The sequence below is a fragment of the Streptococcus sp. A11 genome (genome assembly GCF_043674225.1).
Taxonomy (GTDB): Bacteria; Bacillota; Bacilli; order Lactobacillales; family Streptococcaceae; genus Streptococcus; species Streptococcus suis_V.
This window is the reverse complement of the sequence record NZ_JBIMJS010000018.1, coordinates 19839-35678: the sequence shown is the minus strand read 5'-3', so window position 1 is coordinate 35678 and position 15840 is coordinate 19839. Positions and strand designations below refer to the sequence as shown.

The window sequence follows — 15840 nt, the reverse complement described above, 5'->3', positions numbered from 1 at the left end:
GCTATGAAAAAGAAGATTTATTGGAAGGACATTGGTCAGGCCCTGACGACTTCCAAGGGGCGTTTCCTGTCTATCTTTAGCCTCATGATGCTTGGAGCTCTTGCTCTGACAGGGCTCAAGGTCACGGCCCCAAATATGGAGAGAACTGCCCAGGCGTATTTGCAAGAGCATCAAACCATGGACTTGGCCGTCCTATCTGGTCTGGGAATTTCTCGGGATGACATCAAGGAGCTAGAGTCCGTCGAGGGTGCGCGGGTTGAGGCTGGATATTTTAAGGATGTGACTCTTGAAAAGGATCAGGCAGTTCGCCTCTTTTCGGCCAGTCCGACCATTTCAGGCTATCAGCTCTTGGAAGGAAATTTTCCCAAGCAAAAAGACGAAATTGCCCTGTCACCCTCGCTTCAATCATCCTTCAAAATCGGTGACAGGATAGACATGACGGAGCCAGACAAGGGTGGAACCATTCTCACGCAAAACCAGTTCAAGGTAGTTGGCTTTGTGGCCTCTTCGGAAATCTTGGACAACACGACCATGGGTCTGGCCTCTAGCGGTAATGGACAGCTGGCTGGCTACGGTCTGGTCATGGAAGAAGCCTTCGACTCGGACGTTTATACCATTGCCCGGATCCGCTACGATGATTTGGCAGGCTTGGATTATGCCAGTCCAGCCTATGAAGACAAGTTGGAGCAGCACCAGGAAGACTTGGAAAAGCTCCTGTCTGATAACGACGAGCTCCGTTTGGCCAGCATCCAGTCGGAAGGCCATGAAGAGATTGCCAAGGGAGAGCAGGATATTTCTAAGGCCAAGGCTGATTTGGAAAAGGCAGAGCAGGACCTCCAGTCTGGTAAAGAGCAGCTGGAAACGGGTAGGTCAGAATTTGCCCGTGGCAGAGCCAAGATTATCCAATCTGAAGCAGAATTGCAAGCGGCCTATGACCAACTCATGGTCAGCAAGGCCCAATTAGAAGCTAGCAAAGCAGAGTTGGATGCCAGCAAGCTCCAGCTGGACCAGACTGGTGCCTTCCTAGAAGAAAACTATGCCCAGCTGGAAGTATCTGCCAATCAGCTTAACCAGGCCAAGGCTCAGCTGGATGCAGACCTAGAAAAATTGGATCCCAATGCTGCGGATTACGACACAGCCTATCAGACCTACATGTCAGGCTACAGCCTCTACCAAGCTAAGTTAGGCGAGTACGAGGCAGGTCTTGCCAGCTTCAATGAATGGAACGCCCAGCACCAAGCAGGTCTAGCCCAATACCAGGCGGGTCTGGCCCAATACGAGCAAGGTCTGGCAGCCTATCAGGCTGGTTTCGCTGATTATGAATGGGGGGCTAGTCTTCTGGAATCATCCAGTCTGACCCTCAATCAAGAGGCTCTCCGTCTCAATCAGGCGGACCAGGACTTGAACCAGGTCCAAGCAGAGCTCAGCAGTAAAAAAGCAGATGCCACCAAGGACATCAAGGAGGCCGAGGATGAATTGGCCCATGCCAAGGAAGACTTAACCAAGCTGGAGAAATCACCCTATCAGGTCTTTACTCGGTCCAGCCTACCAGGTGGAGACGGCTATACGACCTACAGCAATGCTACTCGCTCTATTGCCGCAGTGGGTAATGTCTTTCCAGTAGTCCTCTATCTGGTAGCGGCCCTGGTTACCTTTACCACTATGGCTCGATTTGTCGACGAGGAGCGCAGCCAGTCGGGTCTCTTCAAGGCCCTGGGCTACACCAACCGTCAGATTATGACCAAGTTCATCCTCTATGGTCTAAGTGCCGGTCTATTGGGCACCTTGGTTGGTATTTTGGCAGGCAATTTCGTCCTGTCGCCCATGATTTCGGATATCATCACCAAGACCACGGTGATTGGCCCTGCCAAGCTCCATTTCTATCCCCTCTGGACCCTGCTAGCCCTGGTCCTGTCCCTCATTTCCTCGGTCCTGCCGGCCTATCTGGTGGTCCACCGGGAACTCAAGGAAAAGCCAGCCCATTTGCTCCTGCCCAAACCTCCAGCAGCGGGTTCCAAGATTCTTTTGGAGAAGTGGCAGGCAGTCTGGTCTCGTCTCAGCTTTACTCACAAGGTGACGGCCCGCAATATCTTCCGCTACAAGCTCCGCATGCTCATGACCATCTTTGGCGTGGCCGGCACCGTTGCCCTCCTCTTTGGCGGTCTGGGGATTCGCTCCTCTATCTCTGGGGTGGTCGATCGCCAGTTTGGGGACCTGCTCCATTATGACCTACTGGTGGTGGAAAATGGCAGAGCTTCTGAGGAGGACTTGGACAAGCTGACTGCCTTTCTCCTGTCAAACCAGGTCCGCCAGTCCTTGCCAATTGCCTTTGAACAGACCAATCAGACCCTGCAGATTGGCGATGTGAGAAAAAAACTGTCTGTCGGTATCTATGTGACGGACAGAGAGGATATAGGAAATCTGGTCAGCCTGGAAAATAAGGCTGGTCAGTCCATCCAGCTTAGTGGCAGGGGCATTGTCCTAACGGAAAAACTGGCCCAGCTCTACGGTGTCGGAAGGGGTGATAAGCTCAAGCTGACTCTGGAAGATGAGCAAGTGACCGTCCGTGTGGCCGATGTAGCCGAGATGTATGCAGGTCACTTCATCTATATGACGGACGCCTACTATGAGCAGGTGACGGGCAAGCGGCGGACGGCTAATGGCTATCTGGTCCAGCTCAAGCAGGGGCAAGTCGACCAGGTCCAAGATACAGCCAGTCAGCTCCTAGCCATGCCTGGAGTCAAGAGTCTGGTGCAAAATACTTCGCTCATGAACATGCTGACGGCCATGGCAGGCTCCTTGCAGTCGGTCATGACCATCTTAGTGGTTCTCTCTATCCTGCTGGGCTTGGTCATCCTCTACAATCTGACCATCATCAACATGTCCGAGCGAATCCGGGAGCTGTCTACCATTCGGGTGCTGGGATTCCACAATAAGGAAGTGACCATGTATATCTACCGGGAAACCATTGCCCTGTCCTTGATTGGCGTGCTGGTCGGTCTGGTATCAGGTTTTTACCTGCACCGCCTGCTCCTGGCCATGATTGGCTCAGACTCCATTCGCTTTAATCCTCATGTGGGTGCAGAAGTCTACATCATCCCTGTCCTAGCCATAGTGGGCATTCTGGCAGGCCTGGGCTGGTATGTCAACCACCAGCTCAGAAAGGTCGATATGCTGGAAGCCCTCAAGTCAGTGGAGTAGAATTTATTTGATGAAACCTTCAGGAAGTCCTAGCAGCCTAGCTAGGATTTTTCTTTTTCCAGCCCTCCCCAGCCCACCAAAACCTCTTTTTCATGCTATAATAGACCTATGAATAAAAACAAGCTTTTACTAATCGACGGCTCTTCTGTAGCCTTTCGTGCTTTCTTTGCACTCTACAACCAAATTGACCGTTTTAAGAGTCCGACTGGGCTCTACACCAACGCGATTTATGGCTTTAACCTCATGCTGGACCACATGATGAAGCGGATTGAGCCGACCCACATTCTTGTGGCTTTTGATGCTGGAAAGACCACCTTCCGGACGGAGATGTACGCCGACTACAAGGCGGGCCGCGCCAAGACACCGGACGAGTTCCGCGAGCAGTTTCCTTTTATCCGCCAGATGCTGGATGCCATGGGGGTCAAGCACTATGAGCTGGCACAGTACGAGGCAGATGATATTATCGGTACCTTGGACAAAATGGCAGAGCGGATAGACACTCCTTTTGATGTAACCATTGTCAGCGGTGACAAGGACTTGATCCAGCTGACAGATGAAAATACGGTTGTGGAGATTTCCAAGAAAGGCGTGGCAGAATTTGAGGAATTTACCCCAGCCTACCTCATGGAAAAAATGGGGATTACCCCAGTCCAGTTTATCGACCTCAAGGCCCTCATGGGGGATAAGTCGGATAATATCCCTGGCGTGACTAAAATCGGTGAAAAGACGGGTCTCAAGCTCCTCATTGAACACGGCAGCTTAGAGGGGATTTACGAAAATATCGACAGCATGAAGGCCTCCAAGATGAAGGAAAACCTCATCAACGACAAGGACCAGGCCTTCCTGTCTAAGACCCTTGCGACCATTGATACCAATGCTCCGATTGAAATTGGCCTGGACGACATTGCCTACACTGGTCCAAATATTGAGGAGCTGGCTCAATTCTACGATGACATGGGCTTTAAGCAACTCCGGGCCCAGCTGGGAGTGACCGAGACCCAAGAGGAAGTAGTACTGGATTTCCAAACGGTTACAGATGTGACGGCTGATATGCTTAAGAAGGACCAGTTCTTCTATTTTGAGATTCTAGGTGAAAATTACCACCGAGAGGAAATTGTTGGCCTGGCCTGGGGCGATAAGGACGGGATTTATGTCGGTGGTCCAGAATTACTGGACAGTCCTATCCTGCGTGATTTCTTGGAACATCAGACCATTAAGACCTATGATTTCAAACGTGGTAAGGTTCTCTTGGCTAGAAAGAGCCTGAACCTTCCTCTTGCCAGCTTTGACAGTCGCTTGGCCAAGTATCTCCTGTCAACAGTTGAGGACAATACCTTGACCACCATTGCCAACCTCTACGGTCAGACTAGCTTGGTGCCAGATGAGGCGGTCTATGGTAAGGGAGCCAAATTGGCCCTACCAGCCCGTGAGGAATTCTTCTCGCATCTGGCTCGTAAGGTCCAGGTCTTGATTGAGACCGAGCAAGCTATGCTGGCAAAACTCGAAGAACATGAGCAATTGGCGCTCTTCTACGAGATGGAATTGCCCCTGGCGGATGTCCTTGCCAAGATGGAAATTGCCGGTATCAAGGTAGAAAAAGAGACTCTCCAAGCCATGCAGGCTGAAAATGAAGTCTTGATAGAGCAGCTGACCAAGGAAATCTATGATTTAGCTGGTCAAGAATTTAATATAAATTCGCCTAAGCAGCTGGGCACCATTCTCTTTGAGGATATGGGCCTACCATTGGAATACACTAAAAAGACCAAGACAGGCTACTCAACAGCAGTGGATGTCTTAGAACGTCTTGCCCCAATTGCCCCAGTTGTTTCCAAGATTTTGGACTACCGTCAGATTACCAAGCTCCAGTCTACCTATGTCATCGGTTTGCAGGAAGCCATCTTAGAAGACGGGAAGATTCATACCCGCTATGTCCAGGACCTGACCCAGACAGGGCGTCTGTCTTCAACAGACCCCAACCTGCAGAATATTCCGGTCCGCCTGGAGCAGGGTCGTCTCATTCGTAAGGCCTTTGTGCCTTCGCTGGAAGACAGCGTTCTTCTGGCATCGGACTATTCGCAGATTGAGCTCCGTGTCCTGGCCCATATTTCCCAGGACCAGCACTTGATTGAGGCCTTCCAGCAGGGGGCAGACATTCATACCTCGACAGCTATGCGGGTCTTTGGCATTGAAAAATCAGAAGATGTGACAGCTAACGACCGTCGCAATGCCAAGGCTGTCAACTTTGGTGTGGTCTACGGCATTTCTGACTTCGGACTTTCTAACAACCTCGGAATCACGAGAAAAGAGGCTAAGAATTACATCGACACCTATTTCGAACGCTTCCCTGGTATCAAGAATTACATGGAGACCATCGTTCGCGAGGCGCGTGACAAGGGGTATGTCGAGACCATTTACAAGCGCCGCCGTGAGTTGCCAGACATCAATTCTCGCAACTTCAACGTCCGAAATTTTGCCGAGCGGACAGCCATCAACTCTCCAATCCAAGGATCCGCTGCTGATATCCTCAAGGTGGCTATGATTAACTTGGACAAGGCCCTGACCGAGGCTGGTCTATCTACCCGCATGCTCCTTCAGGTCCATGATGAGATTGTTCTGGAGGTACCAATGGCAGAGCTGGAAACGGTCAAAGCTATGGTTAAGGAAACGATGGAAAGCGCCATTGCCCTGTCTGTGCCACTGCTTGCGGATGAAAATGCCGGTCAGACCTGGTATGAAGCTAAATAAGAAAGGAAATAACGTGAAAAAATCAATTCTTCTACTTGCCTTGTTTAGTGTGATTCTCGTTGGCTGTGGCCAGAAGAAAGAAAACAAGGGAACCAATCCTTCGGGTGATGATTTCTCAACTCAATTGCCTATTTTAAAAGAAAAACAAGACACCACAAATGAACAGTTCAATGTTCTTGTCAATGTCCCAGTCGTTGCTGTCAATGACAATCCGCCAGCTGATGAGACGCAAAAAGGTCACAAGATACATGCGGCCAACAATGGTGTTGCGGAACGTGATGAAAACGGCAATATCAAAGAAAATTGGCGCTACTATGATGTGCCTGCCAACTGGACCATCAATAAAGAAAACACAGAAGATGAGATCCTAGCTGCGGTTTACGATGTCAAGGAAGGCGCTAACAACTACATGGTTCAACTCTACAATATCAATGCTTTCAACAAGTCACCACTGGAAGAAGGTGTTAACATGAACGAAGAAGAGTTGGCTGCCCGTATGGCGGAAACCAACCACAATTTCATTGAGCAGTCAGTTGTGACCATCAATGACCAGGAGTGGAAGGCCGGTCGTCAGATTATGAACGATCAAAAAATGGCCCGCCTGACCTTCTATCGGATGGAATCAACTGGAGAGTATGATGATTCTGTTGTTGTAGGCTCTATCTACTACTCGTTGGATCCAGGCTTGGACAAGGACCGGACAGCACTCAAGAAAGCTATCGGTCAGCTTAAGGATGTAGTTTATTCCCTTTCTAAGAAATAAGAATACTCAGAGGACGACTATGATGCAAGAATGGCTGCAAACACGGACCTATGGGCAAATGATTCTGTTGGGAGTAGAACTTACATTTCTGAGATTCCTACTGGCCCGCCTGACCAAGATGGCCTATCTGGCCAATATAGGTCTGGCTGCTACGGCAGTTTTGATGGCCCTCTTTCCCCAAATGCCAGGTCGTTCGATACTGAGCAAGAGAGAAGTCAGGCTTATCCGCCAGGTGTGCCTGCTTGACCTCTTGATTTTCCTATTTGTCTATCATTATCACTCTTAAAAGGAGGTAGTTATGACCTATTCTTTTCAAAATCCAGATCAGAATGTCATCTTTGATTATCTGAGAAATGCCAAGACCATTGCGGTTGTGGGCTTGTCTGCTCGTGAGGATGCCACATCCTATCGGGTTTCCAAGCTCATGCAGGAGGCTGGTTACAAGATTATTCCTGTTAATCCGACGGCAGTTGGCCAAACCATTCTTGGTGAGCCAGTCTATGCTAGTCTGCTGGATATTGACCAGCCGATTGACATTGTCGATATTTTCCGTCGCAGTGAATTCTTGCCCGATGTAGCGCGTGAATTTATCCAAACAGATGCTAAAATCTTTTGGGCTCAGCTGGGTTTGGAGAGCCAAGAAGCAGAAGAGATCCTGCGTCAGGCTGGGCGCTCTGCCATTGTCATGAACAAGTGCATCAAGATTGAATACTTGGCCATGACAGGAGCATAGTAGTAACTAAGAACATAAATAAAAAGCGATGCCGCAAGTGAGCGGACATCGCTTTTTGAATGGTCGAATTATATTGATTTGGTACTTTTTTCTTCCAGAATAGCCTGATAGAAATAAATCTGGGCAGTCTTGTGATAGGGAAGAACATAGAAATCCGCAAGTCCGCTAGTGATAATGGTCAAGATAAACCATCCCAAGAAGCTCAAATCCAAGAGGAATCGTTTCCATTTGTAGCCCTTCATCAATTGACGGCTTTCCTTCAAAATGGCTCTGGCACTGGTATAAGTGTCCGCTTCCAAGCGTTGGAAGAGAATGTTCTCAGCCTGGGAATAGGCATAGACCTGTGGCAAATAGATGGCCAGACCAATGCAGACCAGGAACAAACCAGCAATAAAAACCAAAAAGCCGATAGCTATCATGCCAGTCAGGCTTTCCTGTACTTCAACCGAGTTGGCTTGAAGCAGTTCTGCGGACAGGTTGCCGATGAGGATACTAGACCCTAGCAGCAAGAAGGCACCGATGTAGAAAATCAAGCTCCAGAGAATGAGCAGGATTGTTTTTAAACTGAAAACCGCCAAGAATTTTCCAAATGATGGATGGCTGAAGATAGCTAGGCTATCAGAAAGTTTCCCTGTCGCTTTTTTGCCCAACATCAATAGGAATAGGCTGTAGGAGACGGAGAGTAGCAGAAGAGCAAGTAGCAACCTGTAGAAGCTTGTAAATCCTAAAATGGACAGTAGGTAATAAATGCTAGCCTGGGTGTCCTGGCTAATGTCTGCAACACGCTCCATATCTGTCTGGGAATTTGTAAATAGATTGATCAGCAGAGTGAGAAGGACAGGAAGTAAAACGATTTTAAAGCTAGTAGGATTCCTTCTCAGGCTCAGGCGAGCTTTTTGGCGAATAGATGATAGTGTAAACATAAAGCCTTCCTTTCCTCCATATTTTAACACAGTTTCAAGTGACAAGAAAGGTAAATTTTGATAGACTAGATTAGTTGCAGGCTCAGCTGAGCCCTGTTGATTTTCCCAGGACTGTTTTTCCTGGTAGGAGGTAAATATATATGACAGATGTACCAATCAAGTATCGCTTGATCAAGAAAGAAAAGCACACAGGTGCTCGTTTGGGTGAGATTATCACACCACACGGGACCTTCCCAACGCCTATGTTTATGCCAGTGGGAACGCAAGCGACGGTCAAGACCATGTCGCCTGAGGAGCTGAAAGAAATGGGGTCGGGCATTATTTTGTCCAATACCTATCATCTCTGGCTTCGTCCTGGTGATGAGCTGATTGCGCGTGCCGGTGGACTCCACAAATTCATGAATTGGGACCAGCCGATTTTGACAGATTCGGGCGGTTTCCAGGTTTATTCGCTGGCAGATAGCCGCAATATTTCCGAGGAAGGTGTGACCTTTAAAAACCATCTCAATGGTAGTAAGATGTTCCTGTCGCCGGAAAAAGCCATTTCCATCCAGAATAATCTTGGTTCTGACATCATGATGAGCTTTGATGAATGCCCGCAATTCTACCAACCGTATGACTATGTCAAGAAGTCCATTGAACGGACCAGCCGTTGGGCGGAGCGTGGTCTAAAGGCTCACCGTCGCCCGCATGACCAAGGGCTCTTCGGGATTGTCCAAGGGGCTGGTTTTGAAGACCTCCGTCGCCAATCAGCTAGCGATCTGGTCAGCATGGATTTTCCGGGCTATTCCATCGGTGGTTTGGCTGTCGGTGAGACCCATGATGAGATGAATGCAGTCTTGGATTTCACCACCCCACTATTGCCAGAGAATAAGCCTCGTTACCTCATGGGTGTTGGAGCACCAGATAGCTTGATTGATGGTGTGATTCGTGGGGTTGATATGTTTGACTGTGTACTACCAACACGCATTGCACGTAATGGAACTTGCATGACCAGTCAAGGACGTCTTGTGGTTAAAAACGCTCAGTTCGCTGAGGACTTTACACCATTAGATCCAGAGTGCGATTGCTACACATGTAAAAACTACACACGTGCGTATCTCCGTCATTTACTTAAGGCCGACGAGACATTTGGTATCCGCTTGACCAGCTACCACAATCTCTTCTTCTTGATTAACCTCATGAAAAATGTTCGTCAGGCTATCATGGACGATAACCTGCTCGAATTCCGTCAGGACTTTATGGAAAAATATGGCTACGGCAAAAATGGTCGAAATTTTTAATCAAGTATGAATGTAATTCTTAAAAGAGCGGGTCTGATATTAGGGACTTTGTTGGTATCGATGAGTCTCCCTTTCATATTTTGGCTCCTTTATTTAGTCGAAAACTGGCTAATTTTACTACTTATTATTGCTACGCTAGTTGGAAATGCCTTGATTTATAGATTTTTATATCACTATTGGACCAAAGGTATTTATGTTATTTTTTTCATTTTGGCATCCAGCTATTTATATATGATGTACTTGAGTAACAGAGCTGAGATAGAAGATGCAACTATCATTGCTATATATGGACTTGCTTTCGTAATAATACCACTTCTTATCAATGTTATTGCTATTCTTGTTATTCTAATGATCCATGCTTTTCGACTATTAACAACTTTTCTAAAAAAATAGGTAAGTAAATGACCTCCTACAAAATAGTAGGAGGTTCTCTTTTTATACATCAAAATACAAGAGTTCTTTCGGCGTCTTGGTAAAGACATTAAAGCCGTTCTCGGTCACATGACCGCAATCCTCAATGCGGACGCCGACCTTGCCCGGAATGTAGATACCTGGCTCAACAGAGAAACACATGCCCTCTTGAATAACCAAATCATTGCCTTCCATGATAGATGGAAATTCATGAACGCTCATTCCCAAACCGTGGCCCAGGCGGTGGTTGAAATACTCACCATAACCAGATTTTTCAATAACAGAGCGAGCAGCGTAGTCAATTTCACCAGCAGTCACACCGGGTTTAATCATCTCGACAGCTGCCATGTGGGCCTCTAAACAGAGATTGTAAATGTCTTTTTTGAATTGATCAGGCTGACCGACCGCAATTGTCCGTGTCATATCAGAAGTGTAGCCTAGCGTTTCTACGCCCAAGTCAAACAAAAGCAGGGCATTGTTTTCAATCTTATTAGTAGCGGGAATGCCGTGAGGATTAGCTGCATTATTACCGGTCAAGACCATGGTATCGAAACTCATTTTTGAAATGCCTTGTTTTTTCATTTCAAATTCAATCTGGGCGATAATGTCGGTTTCTGTGACATTCAAGGAAATGTTGTCAAATCCGACCTGCATGGCCTTATCCGCAAATTCACCTGCGATAAACATTTTTTCAATTTCATCGCGGGATTTAATCAATTTCATGGTATTGATCAGCGGAGTGATGTCTGAGAAAGGCTGATTAAAAATAGACTGGAGACCGTGGTAGCGGGTCAAATTCATATTGTCAAATTCAGCACCGATTGTCTTGAAGGCCTTGTTTGGCAGACTTGCCTGGATGATTTTCCAAGGATTTTCAGAATCCATGTAGCCAGTTACGGGGAATGAAACAGTTGCACGAGCGCGCTCGACATCGAGAGCTGGTAGGAAGAGGAGCGGTTCATGGTCTGGCATGACAAAGAGGAACATGTGGCGTTCGTGTGGGTCAGCGTGATAGCCGGTCAGGTAGTAGATACTGGAAGGATCTGAGAAAATGGCCAATTCAAGTTGATTGTTTTCTAGGTAATCTTGCACATATTGTAATTTAGACATAGGCATACCTTTCTTTTGATGATAAGAAAAATGAAATTTTCGTTTATTATATGGACTATTGTTTCAAAAAATCAAAAAATTTGCAAGTCCTAGCGAAAAAAGTCCTATTTTTCTCTTGAAAGTGTTTACAAAAAGTGATACACTATAAGAGAGTGAAAGCGTAATTTTCATAGAAAAAGAAAGATGAAAGGAAACACAAATATGTTGAATACTGATGATACGGTAACGATATATGACGTTGCCCGCGAAGCCGGGGTCTCTATGGCGACCGTTTCCCGCGTTGTCAATGGAAATAAGAACGTTAAGGAAAATACCCGCAAAAAAGTCTTAGAGGTCATCGAGCGCTTGGATTACCGTCCTAACGCCGTTGCCCGTGGCTTGGCCAGCAAGAAGACGACGACTGTTGGTGTGGTTATCCCAAATATTGCTAACGCTTACTTTGCAACCCTGGCTAAGGGGATTGATGACATTGCCGATATGTATAAGTATAATATCGTCCTTGCCAATAGCGATGAGAACGATGAAAAAGAGATTAATGTGGTCAACACCCTCTTTTCAAAACAGGTGGATGGTATCATTTTCATGGGCTACCATTTGACAGATAAGATTCGTGCGGAGTTTTCTCGTTCACGTACACCGATTGTTCTGGCTGGTACGGTTGATTTGGAAAAACAATTGCCGAGCGTAAACATTGACTACGCTGCAGCAAGCAAGGATGCGGTTACCCTGTTGGCTAAAAACAACAAGAAAATCGCCTTTGTATCTGGACCGTTGGTTGATGATATCAATGGCAAGGTCCGCTTTGCTGGTTATAAGGATGGCTTGCAAGAAGCGGGCTTGGACTTTAGCGAAGGCCTAGTCTTTGAATCTAAGTATAAGTATGAAGAAGGCTATGCTCTTGCTGAACGTATCTTGAACGCAGGTGCGACGGCAGCCTTGGTGGCAGAAGATGAAATTGCAGCAGGTCTCTTGAATGGTATTTCAGACAAGGGTCTCAGCGTTCCAGAAGATTTTGAAATCATTACAAGCGATGATTCACTGGTGACCAAGTTTACACGACCTAACCTGACTTCTATCAATCAGCCATTGTATGATATTGGTGCCATTGCCATGCGGATGCTGACCAAAATCATGCACAAGGAAGAATTGGAAAACCGTGAAGTCATTCTGAATCACGGCATTAAGGTTCGCAAATCTACCAAATAGTTCAAAGGATCCGGACGATTTTCCGGATTTTTTGATTTTTTCAGGGATAGCTTCCTATTCCTGATAAAAATGTGTTATAATGAATATTATTAAACCGAAATCTAACTAGTCTAGAAGTCTAAGTGGACATGAGGTTTTCAATTTTCAGCTAAGGATGGGAAATGTTCTTGCTGAGATGAGGAGTTTCCTTTTGCGACTAGTCTTGATGTTCTAAAATATAAAAATGGAGGTGACCTATGAACAAGCCAGTTCCACCGTCAATCTTGTCAGATTTGCGCCAGGATATTGTGCAGATGCCTAATATTATCAAAGAATGTAGCGGTATCATGATTTACGGACGCAGAATCCGCTCGATTTTGTTTACGACGGATGTTGCGATTATTGCCAATCATAATGCAGACGCTGTGCTAGCAGTCTATCCTTTTACGCCTAGTCCAGCTATTCTTAAGAGCATCATGCTGGTAGCTTCAGTTCCTGTACTTGCAGGTGTGGGTGGTGGCTTGACCACAGGTCTCCGCTCTGCTAATATGAGCCTCTTTTCGGAATCAGAAGGTGCCTATGCGGTTGTTGTCAATGGTCCGACCAATGTTGATACCATTCAGGAAATCAACAAGGTTGTGGATATTCCTATCATCTATACGGTAGTTTCTGAGAAATCAAATATTAAGGCCCGGATTGAGGCTGGTGTTGATATTCTCAATGTTTCCTGTGGAGCAGATACTGCGCGGGTTGTGGCCAAGATTCGTCAGGATTTCCCCGAATTTCCGATTATTGCAACAGGCGGTCCGACCGAAGACAGCATTCGCACAGTCATTGAGGCTGGAGCGAATGCGGTTACCTACACGGCACCTAGCAATGGGGAATTGTTCAAAGCCAAAATGGAAAAATACCGTAAGCACGCAGCAGACTAATCCAGTCTTGCAATTCTTTCCCTTCTAGGTTACAATAGAAGGGTAACCTTCCCTTAGTTAAATGGATATAACAAATTCCTCCTAAGAATTAGTTACTGGTTCGATTCCAGTAGGGGAGATAGATATGACTTGAGAAACGTTGTAACATCAGCGTTTCTTTTTGAATTTTTGAGAAAGAAAAAAGCCTACTAATCAGACTTTTCTATCTATTCAATGAATTTGTTGCCCGTAGATGGTTTGTTTACGGTTGAGGAAATAAGCGACTCCGAGCACAGGTAGGGCAAATGGAAGAATGGCAGAACCGAATACCTCGTAGCTAATCAAAATAGGAGCAAGGAGTGTATTGGTCGCAGTGCCAAATACAGCGCAATAACCTAGTGCAGCAACCAATTCTGGTGGGAGACCAAGCCACTGTGCCAAAACAAGTCCTGCACTTGCACCGATGGCAAAGAGTGGGGTGACTTCACCGCCTTGGAAACCTGCAATTAAGCACAAGCAGGTAAAGACCAACTTGAGTAGCCAGTCATAAGCAAAAATTGTATTTCCAGATAGACTAGCCTCAATTAAATTAGTCCCTAAACCAGAATAGCGACCGAGGTGTGCTAAATAGAGAAAGAGCGAGAGCAACAAGCCCAGTGCAAGCATTCTCCAGTAAGGATTGGGAAGAAAAGTAGATATTTCTGCTTTGGCATGTGTGAGGATCCAAGCGAAGCAGTTGCCGATCAGTCCGAGACAGATGGCCACTAACATCCACTTGAATAGATCTTCAAATTGAAAGGGAAAAGCTGACAGGGAATGGCTGAATTTTTCTAAGCCTAGCCAATGCGAGGTAGAAGAGGCGATGATAGCAGCAAGGAGACAGTAAGGCAGGGCAACCCAAGAAATGCTCCCGACCACCAAGACCTCGACAGCAAATAAACTAGCTGCCAAAGGCGTTTGAAAGAGCCCAGCAAAGCCAGCAGCCATCCCAATTTGCGTCATAGTGTCTTTAGGAAGTGCGCTTTTCCAGAGCTTACCCAGCCAGTGCGATATGCTGGCACCCAATTGAACAGCGACCCCCTCGCGTCCTACTGATGCGCCAACCAGATGTCCCAGCCAAGTGGTTGTGGTAATCAGTGGGATTAGAATAGGGGGAATAGTGGTGTCTTGTCCTTGTCCTGCCTGAAACACCAAATTCATCCCAGCTTGGACGGATTTCCCCCATTTTTGATAGACAAAGATGATGAGAAGTCCAGCAAGACTGAGCAAGGGAATGAGGTAGGAGAAGTAATCGGTACGGATAGTGCCTATAGCCAACAAGACTCTGCCAAAAATTGTTTCAATCACTCCTGCGGCGAGACCAATGATAAGGGAAAAGAGACTGAGCTGTCCAGTGCGTGAAATCTTGTTATTCATAGTCAGCCAATTTTTCCGCCTGGTAGGCCCTGGACCGGGCCATAATGTCGCTGAAGGTCGCGACAATGGCAGAGCGGTAAGCTGGATTTTCCACCAGGCTACCGACTCTATCTAGAACAGCTTGTTCGCGGCTGGCATCCAGGACTGGCTTTCCAGTCGCACGTTTGTAGGCTGTGACCTGATCAACAAGTTCCATTCGTTTTTCCAGTAAGCTGACAAGTTGGCAGTCCAAGTCGTTAATGTCTTTTCGAATGTCTTCTAATAGCATCCCATTCTCCTTTAAGAAAACCAGTAACACCTGTTACTGGTTGAGTTTGTAAACAAAGTCTCTTTTCGGACTTTCCTGAGGTGATGTCGGACGGTAGCGACTTCCTTCGGAATTCCATACCTAGTCATTGAGCCTAAGGTCTCAATGACTCCGAACGCTAGAAACGACAACGTTTCTAGCGTTTTCATCACAGCAGAAAGTCCCGACTTAAGGCTCACTCCGCTTGCGAAATAAACTTAATTTTTATTTTTCTTAGCAGAGCTACTCAGTTTATTTATCCAGAGTTTAGTTTGTCTACGTTCTGAACCAGTAACACCTGTTACTGGTTATTTTGTTCTGCATCTTAATCTAATTTTGCAGCTAAATCGCTGGCAAATTTTTCCAAGTTAACGATGTCTTCGTCTTCAGCAGCCAGGTCTACCTTGACATTTTCAGCACCTTTGACCGCGCCACGTGACCCCAACATAGTGTCGAAATCATCTACCGCACTACAGAAATTATCATAGAAGGTATCGCCAGAACCACAGACACCGTAGACCTTACCAGTCAAGTCCAGGTCAGCTAGGTCAGCGTAGAAATCAATGATTTCATCTGGCAATTCACCGTCGCCACCATAAGAATAAGTATAGGTCGCTACGACAATTAAGTCAGCATCTAGGATTTCTTCCGTCTCAATTGTGGTACATTCATGAATCTGTACCTCCAAACCTAATTCCTCTAGTTTGCTAGCTACGATATCCGCAATTTCTTCTGTGTTACCAGTCATACTAGCGTAAACAATTTTTGCTAGTGCCATAATTTCCTCCAAGTTACAAAGTAATCCCATTATACCACACTCCCTTATTTTTCAAAAGGGGGAGATTGTGCTAAAATATTGGGAAAGGAGTTGCT

Annotated in this window: 13 protein-coding genes; 8 read left to right on the top strand and 5 right to left on the bottom strand. The window is 46.5% G+C overall.

Annotated features, from left to right (window positions below; translation table 11 throughout):
- The first annotated feature begins 3 nt into the window (after positions 1–3).
- The 5 genes from ACHBIF_RS09690 to ACHBIF_RS09670 all read left to right on the top strand — a co-directional run bounded on the left by ACHBIF_RS09690 (position 4) and on the right by ACHBIF_RS09670 (position 7442).
- Positions 4–3201, top strand: coding sequence for an FtsX-like permease family protein (locus ACHBIF_RS09690; protein ID WP_394720196.1), 3198 nt, complete (start codon positions 4–6; stop codon positions 3199–3201).
- 108 nt (positions 3202–3309) lie between these two features.
- Positions 3310–5946 (top strand): DNA polymerase I, encoded by a 2637-nt coding sequence (gene polA, locus ACHBIF_RS09685; protein WP_394720194.1) that lies wholly within the window; start codon positions 3310–3312, stop codon positions 5944–5946.
- Complete coding sequence (locus ACHBIF_RS09680) at positions 5933–6709, top strand: glucose-6-phosphate isomerase (RefSeq protein ID WP_394720192.1); 777 nt, start codon at positions 5933–5935, stop codon at positions 6707–6709. The genes polA and ACHBIF_RS09680 overlap by 14 nt, the downstream gene beginning before the upstream one ends.
- A gap of 19 nt (positions 6710–6728) precedes the next feature.
- Positions 6729–6995 carry a hypothetical protein gene (locus tag ACHBIF_RS09675; RefSeq protein WP_394720190.1) on the top strand — a complete coding sequence of 89 codons (267 nt, stop codon included), beginning with the start codon at positions 6729–6731 and terminating at the stop codon, positions 6993–6995.
- Between the two features lie 12 nt (positions 6996–7007).
- The gene (locus ACHBIF_RS09670; RefSeq protein WP_105110423.1) at positions 7008–7442 is read left to right on the top strand and encodes a CoA-binding protein; all 435 of its coding nucleotides are present in this window, start codon (positions 7008–7010) and stop codon (positions 7440–7442) included.
- 68 nt (positions 7443–7510) lie between these two features.
- Here the strand turns inward: ACHBIF_RS09670 and ACHBIF_RS09665 are convergent, their stop codons facing one another.
- The gene (locus tag ACHBIF_RS09665; protein WP_105110422.1) at positions 7511–8365 is read right to left on the bottom strand and encodes a DUF975 family protein; all 855 of its coding nucleotides are present in this window, start codon (positions 8363–8365) and stop codon (positions 7511–7513) included.
- A 140-nt stretch (positions 8366–8505) separates the two neighbouring features.
- Here ACHBIF_RS09665 and tgt point away from each other — a divergent pair, with 140 nt between their 5' ends.
- A complete protein-coding gene (gene tgt, locus ACHBIF_RS09660) occupies positions 8506–9648 on the top strand; it encodes a tRNA guanosine(34) transglycosylase Tgt (RefSeq protein ID WP_105110421.1) in 1143 nt (380 codons plus the stop codon).
- 435 nt (positions 9649–10083) lie between these two features.
- Here tgt and ACHBIF_RS09655 read toward each other — a convergent pair whose 3' ends face one another.
- The gene (locus tag ACHBIF_RS09655; protein WP_105160576.1) at positions 10084–11169 is read right to left on the bottom strand and encodes a Xaa-Pro peptidase family protein; all 1086 of its coding nucleotides are present in this window, start codon (positions 11167–11169) and stop codon (positions 10084–10086) included.
- Between the two features lie 204 nt (positions 11170–11373).
- Here ACHBIF_RS09655 and ccpA point away from each other — a divergent pair, with 204 nt between their 5' ends.
- Both ccpA and ACHBIF_RS09645 read left to right on the top strand, forming a co-directional pair.
- On the top strand, positions 11374–12375 hold the full coding sequence (gene ccpA / locus ACHBIF_RS09650) for a catabolite control protein A (RefSeq protein ID WP_283241320.1): 1002 nt from the start codon (positions 11374–11376) through the stop codon (positions 12373–12375).
- Positions 12376–12611: 236 nt separating this feature from the next.
- Positions 12612–13286, top strand: coding sequence for a hydrolase (locus tag ACHBIF_RS09645; protein ID WP_394720186.1), 675 nt, complete (start codon positions 12612–12614; stop codon positions 13284–13286).
- Between the two features lie 210 nt (positions 13287–13496).
- On the opposite strand, the gene ACHBIF_RS09640 is transcribed toward ACHBIF_RS09645, so the two are convergent.
- The 3 genes from ACHBIF_RS09640 to ACHBIF_RS09630 all read right to left on the bottom strand — a co-directional run bounded on the left by ACHBIF_RS09640 (position 13497) and on the right by ACHBIF_RS09630 (position 15745).
- Positions 13497–14681 carry a chloride channel protein gene (locus ACHBIF_RS09640; RefSeq protein WP_105110416.1) on the bottom strand — a complete coding sequence of 395 codons (1185 nt, stop codon included), beginning with the start codon at positions 14679–14681 and terminating at the stop codon, positions 13497–13499.
- Complete coding sequence (locus ACHBIF_RS09635; RefSeq protein ID WP_105110415.1) at positions 14674–14949, bottom strand: chorismate mutase; 276 nt, start codon at positions 14947–14949, stop codon at positions 14674–14676. Before ACHBIF_RS09635 ends, ACHBIF_RS09640 begins: the two co-directional genes overlap by 8 nt.
- 343 nt (positions 14950–15292) lie before the next feature.
- Positions 15293–15745 carry a flavodoxin gene (locus ACHBIF_RS09630; RefSeq protein ID WP_394720183.1) on the bottom strand — a complete coding sequence of 151 codons (453 nt, stop codon included), beginning with the start codon at positions 15743–15745 and terminating at the stop codon, positions 15293–15295.
- Between the last annotated feature and the right edge of the window lie 95 nt (positions 15746–15840).

What these genes read in the sequence shown, in the direction of transcription:
- ACHBIF_RS09640 (WP_105110416.1), bottom strand. Translation starts at nt 14,681, where the DNA reads ATGAATAACAAGATTTCACGCACTGGACAGCTCAGTCTCTTTTCCCTT.
- ACHBIF_RS09635 (WP_105110415.1), bottom strand. Translation starts at nt 14,949, where the DNA reads ATGCTATTAGAAGACATTCGAAAAGACATTAACGACTTGGACTGCCAA.
- tgt (WP_105110421.1), top strand. Translation starts at nt 8,506, where the DNA reads ATGACAGATGTACCAATCAAGTATCGCTTGATCAAGAAAGAAAAGCAC.
- ACHBIF_RS09670 (WP_105110423.1), top strand. Translation starts at nt 7,008, where the DNA reads ATGACCTATTCTTTTCAAAATCCAGATCAGAATGTCATCTTTGATTAT.
- polA (WP_394720194.1), top strand. Translation starts at nt 3,310, where the DNA reads ATGAATAAAAACAAGCTTTTACTAATCGACGGCTCTTCTGTAGCCTTT.
- ACHBIF_RS09665 (WP_105110422.1), bottom strand. Translation starts at nt 8,365, where the DNA reads ATGTTTACACTATCATCTATTCGCCAAAAAGCTCGCCTGAGCCTGAGA.
- ACHBIF_RS09655 (WP_105160576.1), bottom strand. Translation starts at nt 11,169, where the DNA reads ATGTCTAAATTACAATATGTGCAAGATTACCTAGAAAACAATCAACTT.
- ACHBIF_RS09645 (WP_394720186.1), top strand. Translation starts at nt 12,612, where the DNA reads ATGAACAAGCCAGTTCCACCGTCAATCTTGTCAGATTTGCGCCAGGAT.
- ACHBIF_RS09690 (WP_394720196.1), top strand. Translation starts at nt 4, where the DNA reads ATGAAAAAGAAGATTTATTGGAAGGACATTGGTCAGGCCCTGACGACT.
- ACHBIF_RS09675 (WP_394720190.1), top strand. Translation starts at nt 6,729, where the DNA reads ATGATGCAAGAATGGCTGCAAACACGGACCTATGGGCAAATGATTCTG.
- ACHBIF_RS09630 (WP_394720183.1), bottom strand. Translation starts at nt 15,745, where the DNA reads ATGGCACTAGCAAAAATTGTTTACGCTAGTATGACTGGTAACACAGAA.
- ACHBIF_RS09680 (WP_394720192.1), top strand. Translation starts at nt 5,933, where the DNA reads ATGAAGCTAAATAAGAAAGGAAATAACGTGAAAAAATCAATTCTTCTA.